The 19,463-nt window shown below is 63.0% G+C and carries 17 protein-coding genes; 5 read left to right on the forward strand and 12 right to left on the reverse strand.

Going from position 1 to position 19,463, the window contains the following annotated elements; all coding sequences use genetic code 11:
• Positions 1 to 144: 144 nt before the first annotated feature.
• The 9 genes from AC2D9V_RS17700 to AC2D9V_RS17740 all read right to left on the reverse strand — a co-directional run bounded on the left by AC2D9V_RS17700 (position 145) and on the right by AC2D9V_RS17740 (position 9,370).
• The gene (locus AC2D9V_RS17700; RefSeq protein ID WP_484715415.1) at positions 145 to 1,383 is read right to left on the reverse strand and encodes a virulence-associated E family protein; all 1,239 of its coding nucleotides are present in this window, start codon (positions 1,381 to 1,383) and stop codon (positions 145 to 147) included.
• Entirely contained in the window at positions 1,380 to 2,099 is a 720-nt protein-coding gene (locus AC2D9V_RS17705; protein ID WP_484715416.1) for a DUF7146 domain-containing protein, read from the reverse strand. The genes AC2D9V_RS17700 and AC2D9V_RS17705 overlap by 4 nt, the downstream gene beginning before the upstream one ends.
• Positions 2,100 to 2,644: 545 nt before the next feature.
• Positions 2,645 to 2,860, reverse strand: coding sequence for a helix-turn-helix transcriptional regulator (locus tag AC2D9V_RS17710; protein ID WP_484715417.1), 216 nt, complete (start codon positions 2,858 to 2,860; stop codon positions 2,645 to 2,647).
• Between the two features lie 105 nt (positions 2,861 to 2,965).
• The gene (locus AC2D9V_RS17715) at positions 2,966 to 3,628 is read right to left on the reverse strand and encodes a hypothetical protein (protein WP_484715418.1); all 663 of its coding nucleotides are present in this window, start codon (positions 3,626 to 3,628) and stop codon (positions 2,966 to 2,968) included.
• 2 nt (positions 3,629 to 3,630) lie between these two features.
• On the reverse strand, positions 3,631 to 4,926 hold the full coding sequence (locus AC2D9V_RS17720; protein ID WP_484715419.1) for a tyrosine-type recombinase/integrase: 1,296 nt from the start codon (positions 4,924 to 4,926) through the stop codon (positions 3,631 to 3,633).
• 295 nt (positions 4,927 to 5,221) lie between these two features.
• Positions 5,222 to 5,770 carry a hypothetical protein gene (locus AC2D9V_RS17725; protein WP_484715420.1) on the reverse strand — a complete coding sequence of 183 codons (549 nt, stop codon included), beginning with the start codon at positions 5,768 to 5,770 and terminating at the stop codon, positions 5,222 to 5,224.
• A gap of 163 nt (positions 5,771 to 5,933) precedes the next feature.
• Complete coding sequence (locus AC2D9V_RS17730) at positions 5,934 to 6,668, reverse strand: porin family protein (RefSeq protein ID WP_484715421.1); 735 nt, start codon at positions 6,666 to 6,668, stop codon at positions 5,934 to 5,936.
• A 68-nt stretch (positions 6,669 to 6,736) separates the two neighbouring features.
• Complete coding sequence (locus AC2D9V_RS17735) at positions 6,737 to 7,723, reverse strand: HAD family hydrolase (protein WP_484715422.1); 987 nt, start codon at positions 7,721 to 7,723, stop codon at positions 6,737 to 6,739.
• Between the two features lie 84 nt (positions 7,724 to 7,807).
• Positions 7,808 to 9,370 (reverse strand): arylsulfatase, encoded by a 1,563-nt coding sequence (locus tag AC2D9V_RS17740; RefSeq protein WP_484715423.1) that lies wholly within the window; start codon positions 9,368 to 9,370, stop codon positions 7,808 to 7,810.
• 164 nt (positions 9,371 to 9,534) lie between these two features.
• Here AC2D9V_RS17740 and AC2D9V_RS17745 point away from each other — a divergent pair, with 164 nt between their 5' ends.
• From AC2D9V_RS17745 to AC2D9V_RS17760, 4 genes are all read left to right on the forward strand, one after another.
• Entirely contained in the window at positions 9,535 to 11,403 is a 1,869-nt protein-coding gene (locus AC2D9V_RS17745) for an ATP-binding protein (RefSeq protein WP_484715424.1), read from the forward strand.
• Positions 11,400 to 12,011 (forward strand): response regulator transcription factor, encoded by a 612-nt coding sequence (locus AC2D9V_RS17750; protein ID WP_484715425.1) that lies wholly within the window; start codon positions 11,400 to 11,402, stop codon positions 12,009 to 12,011. The genes AC2D9V_RS17745 and AC2D9V_RS17750 overlap by 4 nt, the downstream gene beginning before the upstream one ends.
• A gap of 66 nt (positions 12,012 to 12,077) precedes the next feature.
• Positions 12,078 to 12,455, forward strand: a complete 378-nt coding sequence (locus AC2D9V_RS17755; protein WP_484715426.1) for a response regulator — start codon at positions 12,078 to 12,080, stop codon at positions 12,453 to 12,455.
• A 215-nt stretch (positions 12,456 to 12,670) separates the two neighbouring features.
• Complete coding sequence (locus tag AC2D9V_RS17760; RefSeq protein ID WP_484715427.1) at positions 12,671 to 13,609, forward strand: formylglycine-generating enzyme family protein; 939 nt, start codon at positions 12,671 to 12,673, stop codon at positions 13,607 to 13,609.
• 8 nt (positions 13,610 to 13,617) lie between these two features.
• Here the strand turns inward: AC2D9V_RS17760 and AC2D9V_RS17765 are convergent, their stop codons facing one another.
• From AC2D9V_RS17765 to AC2D9V_RS17775, 3 genes are read right to left on the reverse strand one after another with little or no spacing between them, the layout of a single operon-like run.
• On the reverse strand, positions 13,618 to 15,306 hold the full coding sequence (locus AC2D9V_RS17765) for a hypothetical protein (RefSeq protein ID WP_484715428.1): 1,689 nt from the start codon (positions 15,304 to 15,306) through the stop codon (positions 13,618 to 13,620).
• A gap of 7 nt (positions 15,307 to 15,313) precedes the next feature.
• Complete coding sequence (locus tag AC2D9V_RS17770; RefSeq protein ID WP_484715429.1) at positions 15,314 to 16,690, reverse strand: M20/M25/M40 family metallo-hydrolase; 1,377 nt, start codon at positions 16,688 to 16,690, stop codon at positions 15,314 to 15,316.
• Between the two features lie 46 nt (positions 16,691 to 16,736).
• A complete protein-coding gene (locus AC2D9V_RS17775) occupies positions 16,737 to 18,542 on the reverse strand; it encodes an SLC13 family permease (RefSeq protein ID WP_484715430.1) in 1,806 nt (601 codons plus the stop codon).
• Positions 18,543 to 18,916: 374 nt separating this feature from the next.
• Between AC2D9V_RS17775 and AC2D9V_RS17780 the strand changes: the two genes are divergently transcribed.
• Positions 18,917 to 19,321 carry a Crp/Fnr family transcriptional regulator gene (locus AC2D9V_RS17780; protein WP_484715431.1) on the forward strand — a complete coding sequence of 135 codons (405 nt, stop codon included), beginning with the start codon at positions 18,917 to 18,919 and terminating at the stop codon, positions 19,319 to 19,321.
• The last annotated feature ends 142 nt before the right edge of the window (positions 19,322 to 19,463 follow it).

The following is a 19,463-nucleotide window of genomic DNA, read 5'->3' on the forward strand; positions in this document are numbered from 1 at the left end:
GCTTATCAGTTTCGATGAAGTGTGTGGAAAAAGGTTCCGCAGGTTCCGCAAGGTCGATTTTTCCAAGGTATTTCAAACGGCATTCCGCTGTGAGGTTCCGCCCGCTATCGGAGAGGTTCCGCGCTTGCAACTTAGGGTGCAGGGTCATGCCACGCCCCCCGTCGCTGGCGCGGTGTATCGCGTCGTGTCCTTGTAGGGTCCGCTCTTGAATTTGCCGCCCTTGCCCCACCCGGCGCGGGTGAGGATGCCACCAATCCGCATGGATTCGGCGCGGCCCTGCCGCTCAAAGGGCACACTCAGAAGCTCGAAAACCTGTGCAGTGCTGACTTCACGCAAACCGGCGACGGCGGCCAGAACCTTGCCGGACCAAGCGTCCTCTGCCTGTCTCTCGGCCACTACTGCCGCCGCTTCCGCTTCGTGATCCGCGTCCAGCCACCAATGCTCCCCGGCCTTATAGGCGGCCACAGCCTCGGCCCAAATCTGATCGCGGTCTCGGTTCAATCCGGCGACGTCCACCTCGCCGACCCGCACGGGCCAGAAGCGCCGCCCACCTGTGTCATCGGCCAAGTAGTCGCTCCGGTTGGTTGTCCCGGCGAAAACGCAACGACGCGGCTCTACAACCTCAAACTTGCCATAGGCGGGCCGGTAGCGTTCTTCTGTGCGGCTCAGAAAGGCTTTAACCGCTTCCGCGTCTGACCGGCGAATGGCGGACAGCTCGGGAAGCTCAATGATCCACTTTCCCCGAAGCCCTGCGCTGGCGTCCTTGCTATGCAGATCGCGTAGCCCATCGAAAAACCATTCCTCGCCCGCCAGCGCCTTGAGAGCCGAAGATTTGCCCGCACCTTGTGCGCCTTCCAAGACAAGGGCATTGTCAGCCTTGCACCCGGGTTGATCGGCGCGCGCTACTGCGGCGATTAGCCACTTACGGCCAAAAATCCTAATCAGCCAGTCATCAGAAGCCTGGCAGTAGGTCTGCAGCCAGTTATCGATCCGAGGCCTCCCGTCCCACCGAATACCCTCCAAGTAGTCCTTTACCGGGGAAATGATCTTCTGTCGGGCAACCACCTGAATGGCGTCCTGCATCACGTTCTTAGTCGCGTCAGGAAATCCGTTTCGGTTGAACCATCGAATGGCTGCAGTCACGTCCGTTTCCCGCAACTCACGTGGGCGGAAGGTCGACCGCGGGGCACTGGAGCCGGGGATTGGGCGGAGGACCAAGTCCTGCAATGAGAACTCGTCATGAGCAAAGACGCCGGCCCAATCCGGATCATGCTCCATTATCAGGCAGGCGTTCTCGGCGCACCATTTTTGGCGACCGTTGCTGCCTTTAACGAGTTCCAGCAAGGTCTTCGGAAACTGGTGGACTGCGGCCGGGCGCGTCATTCTGCCCCCCTTGCCTTTAGCACGTCATTCCAATCTTTTCCGTCGGGTGCTGGCCAGATAACCACTTCCCACCCCAAACAATTGGCGCGGTCGCCGAGAGCCTTTGCGGCCTCGATCCCCGGCACATCCCCATCCGCGGCTACGATCAGCCGCCCGGGCTGGGTCGGTAGGGAAAGCGCACGAATGCCAGAGGTGGACAGGGCCGCCAAAACCACGGCAGGCTCGCTCAGAAGGCCGCTGAGGAGGCTCAAGCCGGTTTCAATCCCTTCGCACACCACAAGCGGCCCCGATGCCTCTGACAGGGTCACGGCGCCCCCAGAACAGGGCCCCTGCATCATCTTGGCGTTGCGGTCGACCCGCGCGCCGTCCTTTTCGAAGAAGGTGCGATGCACTCCCCCGGTCGATACATCGGCGACCATCGCGGAAACCCACCGCGCGCTCGGACCGTGGTAGGCATCGTCCACCCACCGCAGTGACGGAGGCAAAGGACAGGTGATGCCTCGGCCCCGCAAGTATGCCTCGCCTTTGGTTCCGCTGATCGGTTGGCCGACCTCCCAAAGCCTGCGGGCTTTGGCGCGCTGTTCTTCCATGTTGTCATGGCGCCGGGCCTCACTGACCTGTGCCCGCCAAAGGTCGACTCCGCCGCCCTCCGTATTGAGGCCCACAGCCCGCAGCACGTCACGAAAATCGCAGCCAGTCTTATGGCAGAAGGTCAACAGCCGAGCTCCGTCGGTCCGAAGCGAAAGTGCACGCTGATCTGCGCGACCTTCGGGTTGGCAGACCGGGCACGGGGCGGTGCCATAGCTGCCTCGCCATTCACCTCCAAGGCCTAACGTAATGGTCCGAGCGGAGGAGTTTATGCTGGTTGCAATCATGCCAACCGCTCCATCAGATCCAACGATACGCGATGGGAAAGGGCCCCAGTGAAGGCTACGATGTGCAAGAGCACAAGGGTTTCATCGGATACCTCGGTGCGGCGCAAAATGTAGGCGAGGGCAGCCCAGTTAGGCGTCGCGCTCGTGACTGAGATAGCACCCCTTTGCCTCGCCTCGATCCGGCCACACAGTGCCTTGCGCACACGACCGGCGATCGTCACCGTGCCAGACCGATGCTTGGCCGTGAGACTGACGTCGCTTGACTCGGTTTTCTGCATCAGGTGGCCTCAAGTTGCAGGCCAGGGCAGCGCGGGCTGTCTTCGCTGCGATCCTACAGGGCCCGCAGAAAAGAATGACCCGCCGGATGGTCCCCGGCGGGTTTTCTGTTAGGCAGCGCTTCCAGCAGACGCTTGGGAAGCTTCCCATGCCTCCACGTCGGACCACTTCCAGCGGGTCATCTGGGGCGACAGCTTTACGGGGGCGGGAAAACCGTTCCGGCTCACCCATCCCCAAATCGTGGCGCGGTTCACCCCGAAGTGGGCTGCGAGAATAGCGTCGGTCGCATAGGCCGGGCGGCCATCAGTCTTCGCGATTTTCGGCATTTGCTTGCATTCCTTCGGCGTTCGCTCCGGGATGCGCGTTTCGGCGTCCCTCGGCAGGCTTCGACGAGACGCAAAATGCTCTGTCTTAGTTAGCCTGTCTAAGTGTCAAATTTTGCCGTCTTTCGCCAATTCTGACAGAGCCCACTCGCAAGCTCTGCGAGTGTCTGTCTTTAAGGAAAACTCGAGGAACAGCGCCTCGCAGAACCTCGCGAACTTGCTGCCCTCTTTCCGATAGCGTGGCTTTTTGTCGCTTATCGCATACAGGGCCCAACCAGCCAGGTATGCGATCTTCCGTGCCACCAGATCGGGTTTTCTTCCTCTGCCTGATGGAAGTGAACTGCCCCGGCGAACAAGGTCTTCGATCGGCGCATTCAAAGCAGCGAGAAGTTCTTTCAGTGACGAGATTGCCTTCTGATCGATCCATTCAGTCACTGGTGCTTCGTGCCATAACATCTGTATTCTCAAAAGGTCTTCAGGCACCCCGGTCGCTAGAAGTCTTGCTCGTTCGGCTTCCCTTCGGGCAGCCTCTGCTGCCCAAGGGTTAAGCTGCGAGATCACCTTTACAAGTTCTCTGATCTGTTTTCGGATCGCTTCGAGGTCAGCCTCCAGTTCATCAGGCCGGTAATCATGAGAATCCTTGTGTAGGCCGGCGGAAAAGATCGCCAAAGAGAAGCGCTTTACTCTCAGAAGAGTTCTTTCGTCTGCGGTTTCTTGATCTACTTCGGCGTAGCGGATCAACAGACTGCGGACGTTTTCGAAGCTTATCATCTTCATCCCTTAAGTCTAACGATGCTTGCTGTCTTGGCATCGTCGCCCTCTAGGAAGCCCGCCCATGCCGCCATCATGCTCCTCCGCTTCTCGATCATATCGCCACGTCGATACGCCGCCTCCACCGCACTGCTGATCCGGTGGGCAAGGGCAACCTCAGCCATGTCGCCAGGGTATTGCGTCCGCTCGGCCACCCAGTCCCGAAAGGTGCTGCGCAGCCCGTGAGGGACAGCGGGACGCTTGCTTACACGGTCCACATAGCCCGGACGACCCGCCGCCAGCGCCGCTACGTGCTGGCGCTTCATCAGCATTGAGAGGGCCATGTCAGAAAGCTGGCCGCCTCGCGCGCCGGGGAAAATGAGCGAAGTGCCGTCCATCTTCGGCAGGGCCTTTAACAGGGCCAACGCGTCTGCAGTCAGTGGCACCCGATGCTCTCTTTGCATCTTCATGCGGTGTGCCGGAACAATCCAAAGGGCGCGTTCCAGGTCGATCTCATCCCAGGTTGCGCCCCGGATTTCGCCAGATCGGGCGGCGGTCAGGGCCAGAAACTCCAAGGCCCTCGCCGGGAACCCTTCGCGCTTGCGAAGGTCTGCTAGCCATGCGGTTGCGTCATCCAGTTGCAGCGCCGGGTGGTTGCCTTCAACTGCCACCTTCGATGGGGCAGGCAGCAGTTCCTTGAGGTTGCCAACCCAACGCGCCGGGTTATCGCCGGTCCGATGCCCTGCGACCGTGGCCCAGCTTAGGACAGCTTCAATCCTCCCGCGAAGGCGTGACGCGGTTTCGGTCTTAGTCACCCAGATCGGCTGCAGGCAGCGCAGCACAGCGGCGGTATCCACCGCCCCGACTGGAAGCGCGCCGATTTCAGGCATGGCGTATCTGTCCAAGGTGCTGCGCCATTGGGCGCGGTGTTTTTCATTTCGGAAGCCGTCCAGCTTGGCAGCCAGCGCCTTGTCCACAGCTTCGCTAAAGAGCATCCCCTTACGCCGGGCTTCGATCAGCCGGACCTTGGCGGCTTTCCGCTCCTCAACCGGATCAATACCGCGCTCGATCTTGTCGCGTGCTTCTCTGGCCTTGTCGCGCGCTTGGGCGAGGGTCACAGTCGGGAAGCCGCCAAGGCCAATGTCGCGGCGGCGGCCACCGACCAGCATTCGCAGTATCCAGGACCGCCCACCCTTGGGCGTGAGTTGCAGATACAGCCCAGCAACACCCCCGACCGGCACCATGGCATTGCCAGCGCCGCCGGGATGGGCAAGGCGCTTTACGTCCAGTGGGCCAAGTTCTGCGGCTACTTTTGGCATTCCCGTTCACCTACCCATCAAAATCATGGTGACAGGATATCACGGCTTGCGACGGGTTCAAACACCCCTCAGGTCAACTATCGGCATTTCATTGGAATTTCTTCGCCTCGTCGCCACGGGGTGCAACGGGAAGTGGGGCCAAAATGGCGGCCACCCTCTCCGCCACCTATCCTTGACCTGTCATTAGCTATCGCATTCGGCTTCATTTCGGCAGGGTCCGTTTCGATAGTCCGTGCGCCAACAGGAAAAGGGCGATCGGCAGATCGCCCTTTCCGTAGCGCATCTGCCGGGTCGATCAGGCGAGCGCCTTGCGACCGATCCGCTTCCGCAGCCCAAGGAGGCCCAGACCGGCCAACATGAGCCATCCGGCCGCCGGCAGGGGAATCGGGGCGACGAAGTTGTCGTAGATGACGAAGTTCGACACCGCCTGCCCCGCGTCTCCGAGGTTGAAGGTGAAGACCCCGTCGACATAGCTGATCCAGTCGCTGCCATAGAACAGCTCTTCCAACTGCCCGCGCTTGGTGGAGAAGGCAGTCATTCCCGGGTCAAGCTCGCCCAGCGTGTAGGTGACCGTCCCCCCGAGCACCTCGTTGTCGTCATCGAGGATCAGGCCGGTCAGGTCGAATTCCTCCCCGGTCACCGACGGAAAGTCGGGGTTGCCGGTGAAGGTGCCGGTTCCACCGGTCAGGAAGTCGATCTTCCCGATCGCCTCGGTCTCTTCAAGCCCGTCTGCAGAGACGAAGCAGTCCTGCAGCGGGCCGGTGTTGCAAGTGGCCGCATGCGCCGCTGTCACCCCAAGCGAGGCGAAGCCAAGCGCCGCAAGCAGCACAGGTTTCGTGACCATTCTCGTGACCATTTAAGTACCTCTCTATGCAAGCAGCCCAAGCTGCAACGAGAGGAACAAGGACCGGCCGGTTTTGTTCGGGGCGGTTTCGGTCCTTTTGTGGAAAAAGGACCCGTCGAAGGAAGGCAACGCACCGCGCCGGGTTTGGCCCCGGGAGAGCCGGTCAGAAGCGCAGGCCGAAGGCGACGATCGGACCACCAAGGTCAAGTGACACGTCCTGCCCGTCGAGTTCCTTGTCGATCGCCATGTACCGGTACCCGATCTCGGTCGACCATTTCTCGTTGAAATCGTATTTCACCGCTCCAAGAACCTGCCACGACTGGTCGCCACCGCCTGAACCACCCCAGTCGGCAAAGCCGAGAAGAGACCAGTTCTCGTCCAGCGGAGCAATGAGCCGGGCGGCAAGGACTGGGTCCACCCAGCTGCCGCCGACACTCAGCGACCTGCCGGCAGCGAGGCCCGGGGTGAGGGCAAGATCGATGTCGACATCGAAAGCCCGCAGACCCGCGCCGATGTCGAAGGCGAGTGCCGGGTCGGACGTGACCCGGTAGAGGGCGTATCCACTGGCAATCGTTGACTTGATATCGGCCTCGGCGCCACCGAAGACCGCAAACGGCGTGTCACGTTCGGCCGAAAGGTCAAGGTAAAGAAGATCGGCAACGAACCCAAGCCGGTCCCGTTGCGCAACGAACGAGCCCATCAGGACCATGTCCAGGTTTTCCAGGACGTCACTGATGCTGGCTTCCGTCTCGACGGTTCCGAAATCTGTGCCGATCGAGCTCGTGACATCGGGCAGCCAGGCGTTGAAGGTCGCAGTGTAGGTCCAGCCGCTGTCCTGGGCGAAGGCAGCTTGTGCCGAAAGTACTGCAACGGTTCCGGCAACGAGGGCTTTCATCATGAGTTCGTTCCTTCCACTTTCCCGACGGCGTGCCGTCGTCGGCCCTGCGGTTTCGTTCCGCGACATCCTCAGTCCACCTTGCCCTGAGCGCCGCTGTAGATGCGGGCCCAGTCTGCGGCCATGTCCACCATGATCCACCCCTTCGCAGCCGAATCGTCAAGGCCTCGCGCCAGTTGGCCGATGTGGCTGTCGCGGTCATAGGCCCATTCGCGGGTCGCGTCGGTGTGGTGCAGGATCAGGCCAAGCGACGGGCCGGGGCCGGTCGTGGTGTATTCAAGCATTTCGTAATCGCCGTCCGAGTTGCCGAAGGCAAGGATCGGACGCCTGCCGATATTGCGGTCGATGCCGACCGGCTTGCCGCCCTTGTCGTCGATGAACGCGAGGTCCGGCAGTTTCCAGATATGGCCCACCCCGTCGATCACGCGGTACTCGCTGTCGCCGACCGAGCCGACCACCTGTTCGGGCGCGATGCCGTAGGCGTCTTCTGACAATGCTCGCACGAAATGGGTGCCGCCGCCGGTGACGATCCAGGTCGAGAAGCCTTCGTCGCGCAAGTAGCGCAGAAGTTCGGTCATCGGCTGGTAGGTCATGTCGGCAAAGCGCAGGCCGGTCACGGGATGGGTCGCAGTCGCGGCCCAGTCGGCGACCGATGCCTGGAATGCCTCGGCTGTCAGGTCGGCGTGGCTGGCGGCGACGATCTCGCCCAGCGCGGCCTTGCCGCCGGCCAGCACGGTCTTCATGTCACCGGCAACGGCTGCCTTCAAGGTTTCCGAGGTCAGGATCGAGGGGTCGGCCTCTGCCTTTGCGCGGAGCATGTCGAGCGCGTAGAAGAGCTGGAAATACATCGGCTGCTCGGCCCAGAGCGTGCCGTCATTGTCGAAGACGGCGATCCGGTCAGCCTCGGGCAGGAAATCAGCGGAACCGGGGGTGGTCACGCCTTCCACGAAATCGATGATCGCGGCCTTGGTCGCGGTGGCGTTCCACGATGGCAGCGGGTCCGCCTTGGCTGACACGGCAAGGCCGAGAAGGCACAGGAAAGCTGCCGTAAGACGCATGCGCGGTCACTCCTTGGGCGAATGATATGCTGGATCCCGGATAGACCCGGCCGCAAGGGCTGCGGCCGGGTTTCACTCATTACGTCACTTCTGCACGTTCTCCATGGCATCCATGGCGGCCTGCAGATCGAAGCTGCCGGGCTTCATGCGCACCGGGAACTCCTCGAAGCTCTTGATCCACTGGGTCATGTAGGCCATTGCGGGGATGAACATGAACATCCGTTCGACATACCAGCGCTGATAGCCCATCGCATCCTCGTCGCGGGCCTTCTCGAACGGGTCCATCCGCAGGTTGGTCAGGATCGGCGCACGCAGGGTGACGAAGGGTTCCTGCCAGACGCCAAGGCCATGCGCGGGCTGATCAAGGTACTGGGCCTTCCAGTTGCCGTAGCGCAGGGCCGCAACCTCGCCGCCGTCGGTCCAGTAGATGAATGACTTGCGAGGCCATTCCGCATTGCCTTCCAGCGCAGGACGCAGGTCATAGCCGTCCAAGTGGACCTTGTAGTCACGGCCATTGACGGTCTTTCCGGCCTTCAGCTCTTCCGTCACGTTCGGAGCGCCTGCAGCGGCCAGAAGGGTCGGCAGCATGTCCTCATGCGCGCCGATCTCGTTGATGATGGTGCCGGGTTCGATCACACCGGGCCACTTGATTAGCGTCGGCACGCGGTAGCCGCCTTCCCAGGGCGAGTTCTTCTCGCTCTTGAACTGGGTCGTGCCGCCGTCGGGCCAGGTGAAGACCTCGGCACCGTTGTCGGTGGAGTACATGATGATCGTGTTGTCCTCGATCCCCAGTTCCTCGATCTTCGCCAGAACCTCGCCGACCATCCCGTCGTGCTCGACCATGCCGTCGGCATAGACGCCAAGTCCGGTCACGCCCTTCGACTCTTCCTTGAGGTGAGTGAAGATGTGCATCCGGGTGCTGTTGTACCACAGGAACATCGGCTTGCCTTCGGCATGGGTCTTGTCCATCCAGGCCAGTGCGCGTTCCGTCACCTCTTCGTCGATCGTCTCCATCCGCTTGCGGGTCAGAGGGCCGGTGTCCTCGATCGTCTGGGTGCCGTCGGGATTGGCGACCGAATGGATCACCCCGCGCGGGCCGAAGGTCTGAAGGAAGGTGCGACCGTCGGGCATCACCATGTCGCGCGGATAATCTTCGTTCTCGGGCTCTTCCTCGGCGTTCAGGTGGTAGAGGTTGCCGAAGAACTCGTCGAAGCCGTGGTTGGTGGGCAGCATCTCGTCGCGGTCGCCGAAGTGGTTCTTGCCGAACTGCCCGGTCGCATAGCCCTGTTCCTTCAGAAGGACCGCAATCGTCGGGTCGGCGATGTTGATCCCCTCGGGCGATCCGGGCAGGCCGATCTTCAGCAGGCCGGTGCGGATCGGCGACTGGCCCGTCATGAAGGCCGCACGACCGGCGGTGCAGCTTTGCTGGCCGTACCAGTCGGTGAAGAGGGCACCTTCACGGGCGATCGAGTCGATGTTGGGCGTCTTGTAGCCCATCATGCCCATGTTGTAGGCGCTGATGTTGAACTGGCCGATGTCATCACCCCAGATGATGACGATGTTGGGCTTCTGGGCGTCCTGAGCCGCGAGCGGCGCCCCGGCGATGGCAAGCGCAGCCGCAAGCACCATGGTGGTGGAGCGAAGCAATCCTGCTCCCTGTCTCACACTCATTTCATTGTCTCCTCTCTGCTGAAATTCGGGCAGGGCGGACACGGCAAGCCCAGCCTAGCGCCTTGACGCTAAGGAAGTGCGGGCGTTACCAACAGTTGGACAAAGGGCTTATCCCAAGAAGTCCGCGCCCCGGGGGGTCTATGCTGCGACCGGCGACCGCCATTGCCTTTCGTTCGATCGGTCTTGTGCTTGTTGCGGCGCTTCTTTGTCTTGCCGCGCAGGATGCCGGCGCGCAAGAAGGCGACCGGCCCCGCGTGCTGATCGTCCTTGAATCGGACAGTCGGCTTCCCCTTGGTCAGGCGCTTCTGCGTGGGATCGAAGAGGAGCTTGGTCCGGATTTCACCACGCGGAGCGAGATCTATGTCCAGTATCTGGACATGCTGCGGTTCAACGATCCGGGCGAGCTCGCTGTCAACCGGACCTTCCTGATCGAGCGTTACGAAGGGCTCGGCCTCGATGCAATCGCGGTTCTGGGGGTTAACGCCCTTTCCTTCATCCTTGAGACCAGATCGGACTTTGCGCCTGAGGTACCGATCGTCTTCGGTGGGTTCGGAGAGGAAGGACTGAACCGCGCGCTGTCCGGTCAGACCTCGCCTGACCTCAGCGGTGTGATCAGCCCGTTCGATTTCCGCAGCACTCTGGATCTGGCGCTGAAGGTGCAGCCAGACGCGCCGGAAATCGTCGTCGTCGCAGGTTCGGCCAACTTCGACCGGCAATGGAGACAGAGCGTGGAAGCGGTCGGCGAGAGCTACGGCGGAAAGCCGTTGCGCGTTCTGCCGGAAGCCAGCGCCGACGCTTATCTTGCCGAGGCCGGAAAACTTGACCCGCGCGCCATTGTGCTTGCGTTGACGGTCAACCTGGACGCTGACGGTCGACGCTTTCTTCCGGTCCAGTTTGCCAGCCTTCTTGCTGCCGCATCGAGGGCACCAGTCTGGACCCTTTACGAAACCCAGATCGGTTCCGGCGTGGTCGGGGGCAGCGTCGAGGATCTTGAAGGAACCGGGCGGCGGATCGGCGAAATGCTGCGTCTGGCCGCCGCCGGATCACCCCTGCCCGAACCGGTCCGGGTGGCTGCGGTTCCGACGGTGGACTGGCGCGCGATGAAGCAGCATGGCCTTGACCTCGAACGTCTGCCAGACGATGCGCGCATCCTGTTTTATGAGCCGACCGTGTGGGAAAGGTACTACGCCCAGATGCTTGGCATCGCAGCACTGGTCGCCATCCAGTCGGCGACTATCGTTGGGCTTTTGTTCCACCGAAGGAGGTACCTTGCGGCACAAGCCTCGCTTGACCTTGAGCGCAGCCAGCTGATCCACGTCTCGCGGAACCTCCGGCTGGGCCAGCTTTCGGCCTCGCTGGCGCATGAGATCAACCAGCCCCTCGCTGCGATCCAGGCCAATGCCGAGGCCGGCAAGCGTCTGGCCGCCCGCACCCCGCCGGATGTGGCCGAAGTCGCCGCGATCTTCGAGGACATCCGTGCCGACGTGCAGCGCGCCGGATCGACCATCGCCAGCCTGCGGCGGCTGATGGTGAAGGGCGAGGTCGCGATGGAAAGGACCGACCTCAACGAGATCATCCGGGCCACCCTGCTGCTGGTGCAGAACGAACTTGACGCCAGCGGGTCGCGGGTGAGGCTGGCGCTGGCCCCGGGACCGGTCGCGGTGGACGGAAATGCCGCCCAGTTGCAGCAGGTCGTGCTAAACCTCGTTCTCAACGCCTCCGAAGCCATGTCCTCTCAAGCGGAAGGAACGCGCGTGATGACCATATCATCCGGGGTTGAACCAAACGGGCAGGCGACCGTGACGGTCGAGGATGCGGGGCCAGGTGTCGCACCTGATGAGCGCGAGGCGGCTTTCCGGCCCTTCGTCAGCACCAAGTCCACCGGCCTTGGCGTGGGGCTGGCCATCTGCCGCAGCATCGCCGAGGCACACGGCGGCACACTTGCCTTTGCCGACGGTTCCGGAAGCGGCGCGCGGATAATCCTGTCCCTGCCCGGAGCTGCGGCATGAGCGTGATCTGGCTGGTGGACGACGACCCGTCGATCCTGCGCGGGCTTGAACGCCTTCTCGGGGTCGAGGGGTTCGAGACCCGTGCCTTCTCCGACGCGGAAAGCTTCCTTGCCGCGCATGACCCCACGATTGCCGGTTGCGCGGTCATCGACCTTGGTCTGCGGGGAGCAAGCGGCCTTGACCTGCAGGAACGTCTCGCACGGGGCGACGATGCACGGCCGGTCATCTTTCTGACCGGGCAGGGATCGATCCCGAGCGCCGTAAAGGCCATGCGGGCCGGGGCGGTCGACTTCCTGACCAAGCCGGTCGATGGTGACACTCTGATGGCAGCGATCCGTGCCGCCCTTGCTGCCGACAGCGAACGGCGACGCGAGCTCTTGGCGCTTGGCGACCTGCGCGCGCGCCTGACCTCGCTCACCCCACGAGAGCATGAGGTGCTGTTGGAACTCCTTTCAGGCCGGCTGAACAAGCAGATCGCACACCGGCTGGGCGCGGCCGAAAAGACGATCAAGGTCCACCGGGGGCGTGTGATGAACAAGATGGGAGTGCGGTCGGTCGCGGAACTGGTCACACTGATGGCGCGGATGCCCGACACGACGCGGACATAAGACAGAGGTCCCATTGGGCCCGTCCTTTGTCTGTGCCAGACTGACCGCACCAATGAGGCAAAGACCATGACGACGGGTTGCATTCTGGTGGTGGACGACGATCCTTCGCTTGGTCGCGCGATGCAACGGATGGTGCGGTCCATGGACATCGATTGCGAAGTCAGCGCGTCGGGAGACGAGATGCTTGCGCGGGTGCAGGGTCTTCGGCCGACCTTCGTCCTTCTTGACATCCACATGCCCGAGAAATCCGGGATCGAGGCGCTGACCGAGATGCGCGCGCGGGGGGTCGACGTGCCGACGGTGATGATGACCGGGGTAGAACGCGAAGGAACCCGCGAGACATGTCTTCAGGCTGGCGCGATTGAAGTTCTGGCCAAGCCGGTCGAGGCCAAGACGATTTCGCAGCTTTTTGAACGACTTGGCGGCACGCGCAGGCAAGGGTGACGACAGAATGGCAGCCGTCACCGCGATCCACACGGCAACCGCTGAAGGAAATGGACATGCGCTGCGGCCCCGAAGCTGTCTGCACCCAAGGCAGGTTGGCGAGCTGACAGGGACGCGCCGTGCTGGACTGGGACAGGGAAACCGGGCAGGTTTGCACGGGAACACCCGGACGGGCCGGACCGTTCCTTCGGGGACAAGGTGAAGAAGCGAACGCAATGGACGCAGCAGAAACATCGAAGCCCGTGACCGAGGGCATGGCCAGAGTTCCGGGCGGAATGTTCCGGATGGGCAGCGACAACGCCTATCCCGAAGAGGCCCCGTCGCATCGGGTTGAGGTCGACCCGTTCTGGATCGACCGGCACCTTGTGACCAATGCCGAATTCGCCCGGTTCGTTGCGGCCACCGGCCACGTGACCGCCGCCGAGATGACCCCCCGGGCCGAGGACTACCCCGGTGCTGCACCGAACATGCTTTTTGCCGGCAGCCTTGTCTTCCGCAAGACACGTGTCGCCGTCGACCTGCGCAACTGGTCACAGTGGTGGGAGCTTCGAGCCGGCGCAAACTGGCGGCATCCCTATGGGCGGGGCTCGTCGCTGAAGGGGTTGGAGAACCACCCGGTGGTCCATGTCGCCTATGCCGATGCGCTGGCCTATGCGAAATGGGTGGGAAAGGACCTCCCGACCGAGGCCGAATGGGAGTTCGCGGCCCGCGGCGGTCTGGACGGCGCGACCTATGCCTGGGGGGAAGAGCTTACGCCCGGCGGCCGTCACTTGGCCAACACCTGGCAGGGGCAGTTCCCCTATCAGAACACCAAAGAAGACGGGTGGGAGACGACCTCGCCCGTCGGGCATTTCCCGGCCAATGGCTATGGCCTCTTCGACATGATCGGCAATGTCTGGGAATGGACCCATGACTGGTACTTGCCGCGCCATCCTTCGGACGCGGCCAAGGCCTGCTGCGTGCCGAAGAACCCCCGGGGACCGGCGCGCGGCACGACCGATCCCAATGCGCCGATCCCGCAAAAGGTGCTGAAAGGCGGCAGTTTCCTCTGTGCGCCAAGCTATTGCCGGCGCTACCGGCCCTCGGCCCGCCACGCCGAGGCGATCGACACCTCGACCTGCCACATCGGCTTTCGCTGCGTCGTGCGGGGCTAGCCGCCGGTTCAGCTTGACTTGACGATCCCCGAGAAGCCCGCGACTGCAAGCAGGCCAAGCGCCAGCCCGGCAAGCGTCTGGAAATAGGCGAACCACTTGCCGATGTAGCCGATCGTCGTTCGGGTGTCGGGCGACCAGATGTCCTTTTGGCCAACGCCGAGACCGGGAATGATCGCCTCGGCCGACAGCATGACAGCATTGAACTTCGGAAATGCATCCGCCTCGGGCTGCTGAAGATAGCAGGCCATCTGGGTCTGGCCCGGCAGTGCCAGCCCTTCGCGCTCCACCCCTAGGGAGACCATGAACAGCTGTTCGCCCTGCGGCACGGAACAGAGCACCCATTCCGGCGACCTCAGGATCACCGCCGAATAGGGCCGAAGGGCTCCAACCGTTTCAAGATGCGAATACAGCATAGCACCCAGGGCCCATAGGACGAACATCCAGACCAGCGCCAGAAGCGGCATCCGGCCATAACCTGTCGCCAGGCCAAGGAAACTGTCGTTCACCAGCATCAGGGCGCGGTAAAGCGGGTTCTGGGTCCGGGCGCGCCGGGCGCGGCGCGAGTGCCGCTCTTTCTCGATCAGGACGGTCCGGGCATCTTCGTCATGGCCCATTTCCCGGAAGACCTTGGCCAGCTGCTCGTAAGGCTGCGGCCAGAAGTCCTCACCCCAGCGCGTCGGCGTCTGCCGCGAAAGCCAGTCGAGGCGCAGCGCCGAGTCGGATGCCGGCCCCTGAAGCGCGCCGTAAAGGAAACGGTTCAGTACCAGGTCACCGGGTTCAGGCCAGGACTCCGGATCATCGATGATCGTCCCGACTTCGGCGCCGGCAAGGCTGAGCGTGCCGTCGATAGAGGCACCATTTCGCAGGAAGAAGGCCGCCGTCACCCTGGTGCGGTCGAGGTTCAGCGCCATGGTTCCCGGGGCCGACAGCTTTGCCCCGGAGAGGTCAAGGTCCCCACCCACACGCGCGGTCTGCAGGTCGATCCCGCCAAGGATGGTCGCATGCCTCAGGGCTACGTCGCCGCCAACCGTGACCGAGTTCGCCTCGATCGCAAAGCCCTCGGGCCGCTTGATGGTTGCCCCGACAAGGTCAAGATGACCACCGACCCGACCACCCGAAAGCACCAGCTCGCCGTCCAGATGCGCCCCGCGGAAGAGTGCCCCGCCGCGTACGGCGATGCGCTCGGCGGCAATGCAGATTTCGTCGGGGTTGGAAAGGTTCGCCCCGTCGAAGACGAGATCACCCTCAAGCCGCGCGCCCTTCAGTGCTACAAGGCCTTCGATGGTCGCGGCACGGAACAGAAGGTCGCCCCGCGCCTCCAGTCGATCCGCGTTCAGCCCGGGCAGAAACGAGCCGTCGAGTGACAGTGTGTCGATCATGGCCGAACGCAGGACCGGGATCGCATCGAACCGGCAATCCATCAGTCCGATGTCGCGGGGAATGCGGCAGCCTTCAAGGTCAAGCGTGCCGGTCACCCAGGCACCGCTGAGACGCAGGCCCTTTTCATGCATGACCGGCATGCCATCGCCACCAAGGAGCAGGGCACGGATCAGTTCGCCCCGCACCAGCCTGTCGGCATCTCCGGCTGCAGGCAGGCCGCCGGCGCCAACGCGGTCGAAGACGCCGTTGCCGACGCCATCGACCATCACCTGCTCGGCCGGGCTAAGCTTGCCGAACTGCGACAGCCCGGGGGCCATCACGGGATCAGAGTGCTGCAAGCACGCGGGCCCATGACCGGATGCCCTTGTGGAAGCTCGTCAGGCTGTACTTCTCGTTCGGGCTGTGGATCCGGTCATCCGAAAGCCCGAAGCCGGCCATCACCACGTCAAGGCCCAGCTTTTCCTTGATCATCGTCGTCACCGGGATCGAGCCGCCGCCGCCGACAAAGGCGCCTTGCTTGCCCCATTCGTCGCTCATCGCCTTCTGGGTGCGCTGGAAGACCGGGGCAGCGACGTCGAAAGACACGGCGCGGCCCGAGCCGAACTCGGTGAACTCCACCCGGCAGTCTTTCGGCACCCGCGCCTTCACGAACTCCCGGAAGGCGGCGCGGATCTTGTGCGGGTCCTGATCATAGACCAGCCGGAAGCTGATCTTGGCCGAGGCCACCGCCGGGATCACCGTCTTGAACCCGTCGCCGGTATAGCCGCCGGTCATGCCGTTCACCTCGCAGGTCGGGCGTGACCAGGTCTGCTCCAGCACCGAGCGCCCCTTCTCGCCGGCAGGAACCGACAGGCCGACCTCGCCCAGGAAGGCGCTTTCGGAAAAACCAAGCTTCGACCAGCCCTCCAGCAGCGAAGGGTCGGGTTCCGGCACCCCGTCGTAGAAGCCGGGAATGGTGATCCGCCCATCGGCGTCGCGCAGGTCGGCAATGATGCGCGCGAGCACGTGGTTCGGGTTCACCGCAGCCGAGCCGTAGAAGCCAGAATGCAGGTCCCGGTCGGACCCGTGGATGAAGATCTCTTCGGCGCAAAGCCCGCGCAAGGAGGTAGTGATCGCCGGCGTTTCCTTGTCCCACATGTTGGTGTCGCAGATCATTGCGACATCGGCGGTCAGTTCATCCTTGGCCGCATCAAGGAAACCCGGCAGGTTCGCCCCGCCGGATTCTTCCTCGCCCTCCAGCAGGATCGTGATCGGGATCGGCAGTTTGCCGGTCACCGCTTTCCACGCCCGGCAAGCCTCGACGAAGGTCAGAAGCTGACCCTTGTCGTCCGAGGCCCCCCTGCCCCTGATCTCTTTCGACCCGTCCGGCAGGGTGACGATGACCGGGTTGAAAGGCTCATCCGTCCACAGCTCCAAAGGATCGGCGGGCTGCACGTCATAATGGCCGTAGAAGAGGACCTTGGTGCCCTTGGCAGAATGCTCCTTGGCCAGCACGATCGGGTGGCCGGGCGTGTCGCGCACTTCGGCCTTGAAACCGATCGAGGCAAGGTCGGCGGCATGCCATTCCGCGCACTTGCGCGTCTCGGCGGCATAGGCCGGGTCGGTCGAGATAGACTTCAGCCGGACAGTCTGAAAGAGGCGATCCAGCGCGTTGTCTAGGTCTGCATCGATATGTGCCAGAACCTTGTCGAGATCGGACATCAGGCTTCCTCCCTTGAAGCGTGCAGTGGCGGACGGTTCGGGACCGTCAGAATGGCCAGATCATCGGCACGACGAAGACGGCGATGATGAAGAACCAGATCAGCATCGGCAGGCCGAGCTTCCAGTAATCGGTGAACTTGTAGGCGCCGGGCTCCATCACCATCAGGTTGGTGGGTGTAGCCACCGGGGTCAGGAACGCGCCGGCACAGGCGATGCAGACGCACATCAGCACCGGCTGGATCGAGATACCCATCTGCTGGGCCGCCACCACCGCGATCGGGATGACGATCAGCGAGGTTGCAGTGTTCGAGATCACCTGCCCCATGATCGCCGACAGGATGAAAAGACCGGCGAGTAGCGCGTAGGGACCGGCATCACCGACGAGTGCGACCAGATTGTCGGCAAGAAGTGCCGCTGCGCCCGTGCTTTGCATGGCGGTCGAAAGCGGGGTCAGTGCGGCGACAAGGATGACCGTCGTCCAGCTGATCCCGCGGTAGACCTGATCTGTGTTCAGCACGCCGGAAACCAGGATGATCCCGGCCGCCAGAAGGCCCGCCACCGCCGGCGGCACCAGCCCCGTGGCCAGAAGGAACACCATCAGCGCCAGCGCCGCGAGCACGGTCTTGGCCCCTGCCCCCATCGGCACAGCCTGACGGCGGACGAGGTCGGGCGAGTTCACAACCAGCACCTCAGCAGGCTCCAGCCGCTTGTCGAGTGCCGCCCAGGTGCCCTGCAGAAGCAGCGTATCCCCGGCGGCTAGCGCCGTGCCGGGCGGCAGGTCGGTGCCAGCGCGCTGTTGCGCCAGCACGATCAGGTCACCGCTTTCGGTGACCATTCCGGGAAAGAAGGTCTGCCCGATCAGGGGCGACCGCGGCGGGATTAGCACTTCGGCAAGGCCGGAGTCGCGGTTGAAAAGCTGATCCGAGATGCCGCCCTCGGGCACGTCCTCACGGAAGGCAAGGCCGAACTCGCCCGCTGCATTGGCGGCCTGATCGGCTGGTCCCTTGACGACAAGGATATCCCCCTCGGCCACGGCATCGCGGCGGATCGGGCGCCCTTCGGTATCCTTCAGAAGGACAAACGAAAGCGCGCCGACCTGCTTCGTCCCAAGCTCATCCCGCGACATGCCGATCAGGGGCGAGCCTTCGCGGACCCGCATCTGGTGCACGTCGCCCTTCAGGCGGTACTGTTCTACCAGCGTGTGCGCGTGCTGGGAAAGGTCGGGCGGCAGCGTCTTCGAGGTGCGCTTCGGCAAGAGCCGCTCACCGAAAAGCACGACAATGGCAATGCAACCGATGACGATCGGAATTCCGACCAGCGCGAATTCGAAATAGCCAAAGCCACCGCCGCCTGCATCCTGCGAGGCTTCGACCACAAGGACGTTCACCGGCGATCCGGTTAGCATCAGCTGCGATCCGGCATGGGCACCGAATACCAGCGGCATCAGAAGCTGCGACGGCGACTGGCCGAGGCGGATGGCCATCACGACCACGACGGGCAGGAGAGCCGCCACCGCGCCGTTGACACTGATCATCGCGGCAAGCACGCCGACGAACCCCATCATCAGCATGATCAGCCGCGTCCGGCTGGCCCCCGCTTGTCCGATCAGGACCTGCCCCGCCCAGGCCGTGACGCCCGAAACCTCCAGTCCCGCACTGACTACGAAGAGCGCCGCGATGAAGATCACCGCAGGATCGCCGAACCCTGCCATGGCCTGCTGCAGCGTCAGGATGCCAGTCGCCCAAAGCGCGAGTGCGGCCCCCATGCAGACCGCGATCACCGGCAGACGATCCCAGGCAAAAAGGACAACGATGGCCGCGATGATCGCAAAGAGAGTCCAGATATCCGTCACGCATTAACTCCCAGTTCCCGGCCCTGCCCGCGTTGACATTAGTCAGAAGGACCCTAATCTTTGTCTGAATTCAGTCATTTGAAGTGAGCATGCGGTCACGCGAGGGAGCCATAGACTTCGCCCGGAACACGGGCTGGTGTTCGCGACTGCCGGTTGCGCTGCAAGATGGTTTGCTTGCCGCTGCCAGACACAAGCAACTTGAGGCAGAGACGCGTCTTTACGCTATAGGCGATGTCCCGAAATCGATGTATTTCCTCGCCAGCGGATGTCTTGCAGCCGAGGTTTCGCCCTCGTTCATCCTGCCTCAGAAAAGCATGCTGCTTTACCCTGGTGCCTGGTTGGCCGAAGGGACCACAGCGGTCGGGAACCATGCCGTGGGCATCTGGGCGACACGATCAAGCGCTGTGCTGTCGATCGAACTTGGAGACTTCCGCCGTTTTGCCCGGCAACATCCCGAGATCTGGCGCCATCTTGCCCTTCTGAACCTTGAAAATCACTACCGCACCATGGGTTTGGCGCATGATCTGATGATCCGGGGCGGCCGACGGCGACTTGCGGCGATCATTGCGCGAATGGCCGGCCTGCGTGACGAAGTGGTTCCCCGCACCCTCGTCATCGACGCCACGCAGGCCGAGATTGCCGATATCGCCAACCTTGCGCGCAGCGTGGTGTCCGGCTTCCTGAAGGAACTGGAGGACGAAGGAATCATTGGGCTGAGCTGGGGCAGTGTCGAGATTCTCCAGCCGGACGCCCTCCTGCAAAAGGCCGAGGCGCACTAACGGCAAGAAGCACCGCTTCAGTTGCCGATCTTTTCCAGGATGCGGTCCAGCTTCTTGCCCTGCACCGAATGCGAGGGCGCGTTCTGCACGGCGTTGAAGTAGGCCTCGGGGTCGTAGGTGGCGATCCCGAGCTGCAGATGGT

This window comes from Tabrizicola sp. T46 (assembly GCF_057219895.1).

Bases quoted from the DNA above. Each gene is read 5' to 3' on its own strand.
- AC2D9V_RS17700 (WP_484715415.1), bottom strand. From the start codon at position 1,383: ATGACGCGCCCGGCCGCAGTCCACCAGTTTCCGAAGACCTTGCTGGAA.
- AC2D9V_RS17710 (WP_484715417.1), bottom strand. From the start codon at position 2,860: ATGCCGAAAATCGCGAAGACTGATGGCCGCCCGGCCTATGCGACCGAC.
- AC2D9V_RS17715 (WP_484715418.1), bottom strand. From the start codon at position 3,628: ATGATAAGCTTCGAAAACGTCCGCAGTCTGTTGATCCGCTACGCCGAA.
- AC2D9V_RS17720 (WP_484715419.1), bottom strand. From the start codon at position 4,926: ATGCCAAAAGTAGCCGCAGAACTTGGCCCACTGGACGTAAAGCGCCTT.
- AC2D9V_RS17725 (WP_484715420.1), bottom strand. From the start codon at position 5,770: ATGGTCACGAAACCTGTGCTGCTTGCGGCGCTTGGCTTCGCCTCGCTT.
- AC2D9V_RS17730 (WP_484715421.1), bottom strand. From the start codon at position 6,668: ATGATGAAAGCCCTCGTTGCCGGAACCGTTGCAGTACTTTCGGCACAA.
- AC2D9V_RS17735 (WP_484715422.1), bottom strand. From the start codon at position 7,723: ATGCGTCTTACGGCAGCTTTCCTGTGCCTTCTCGGCCTTGCCGTGTCA.
- AC2D9V_RS17745 (WP_484715424.1), top strand. From the start codon at position 9,535: ATGCTGCGACCGGCGACCGCCATTGCCTTTCGTTCGATCGGTCTTGTG.
- AC2D9V_RS17750 (WP_484715425.1), top strand. From the start codon at position 11,400: ATGAGCGTGATCTGGCTGGTGGACGACGACCCGTCGATCCTGCGCGGG.
- AC2D9V_RS17755 (WP_484715426.1), top strand. From the start codon at position 12,078: ATGACGACGGGTTGCATTCTGGTGGTGGACGACGATCCTTCGCTTGGT.
- AC2D9V_RS17760 (WP_484715427.1), top strand. From the start codon at position 12,671: ATGGACGCAGCAGAAACATCGAAGCCCGTGACCGAGGGCATGGCCAGA.
- AC2D9V_RS17765 (WP_484715428.1), bottom strand. From the start codon at position 15,306: ATGGCCCCCGGGCTGTCGCAGTTCGGCAAGCTTAGCCCGGCCGAGCAG.
- AC2D9V_RS17770 (WP_484715429.1), bottom strand. From the start codon at position 16,690: ATGTCCGATCTCGACAAGGTTCTGGCACATATCGATGCAGACCTAGAC.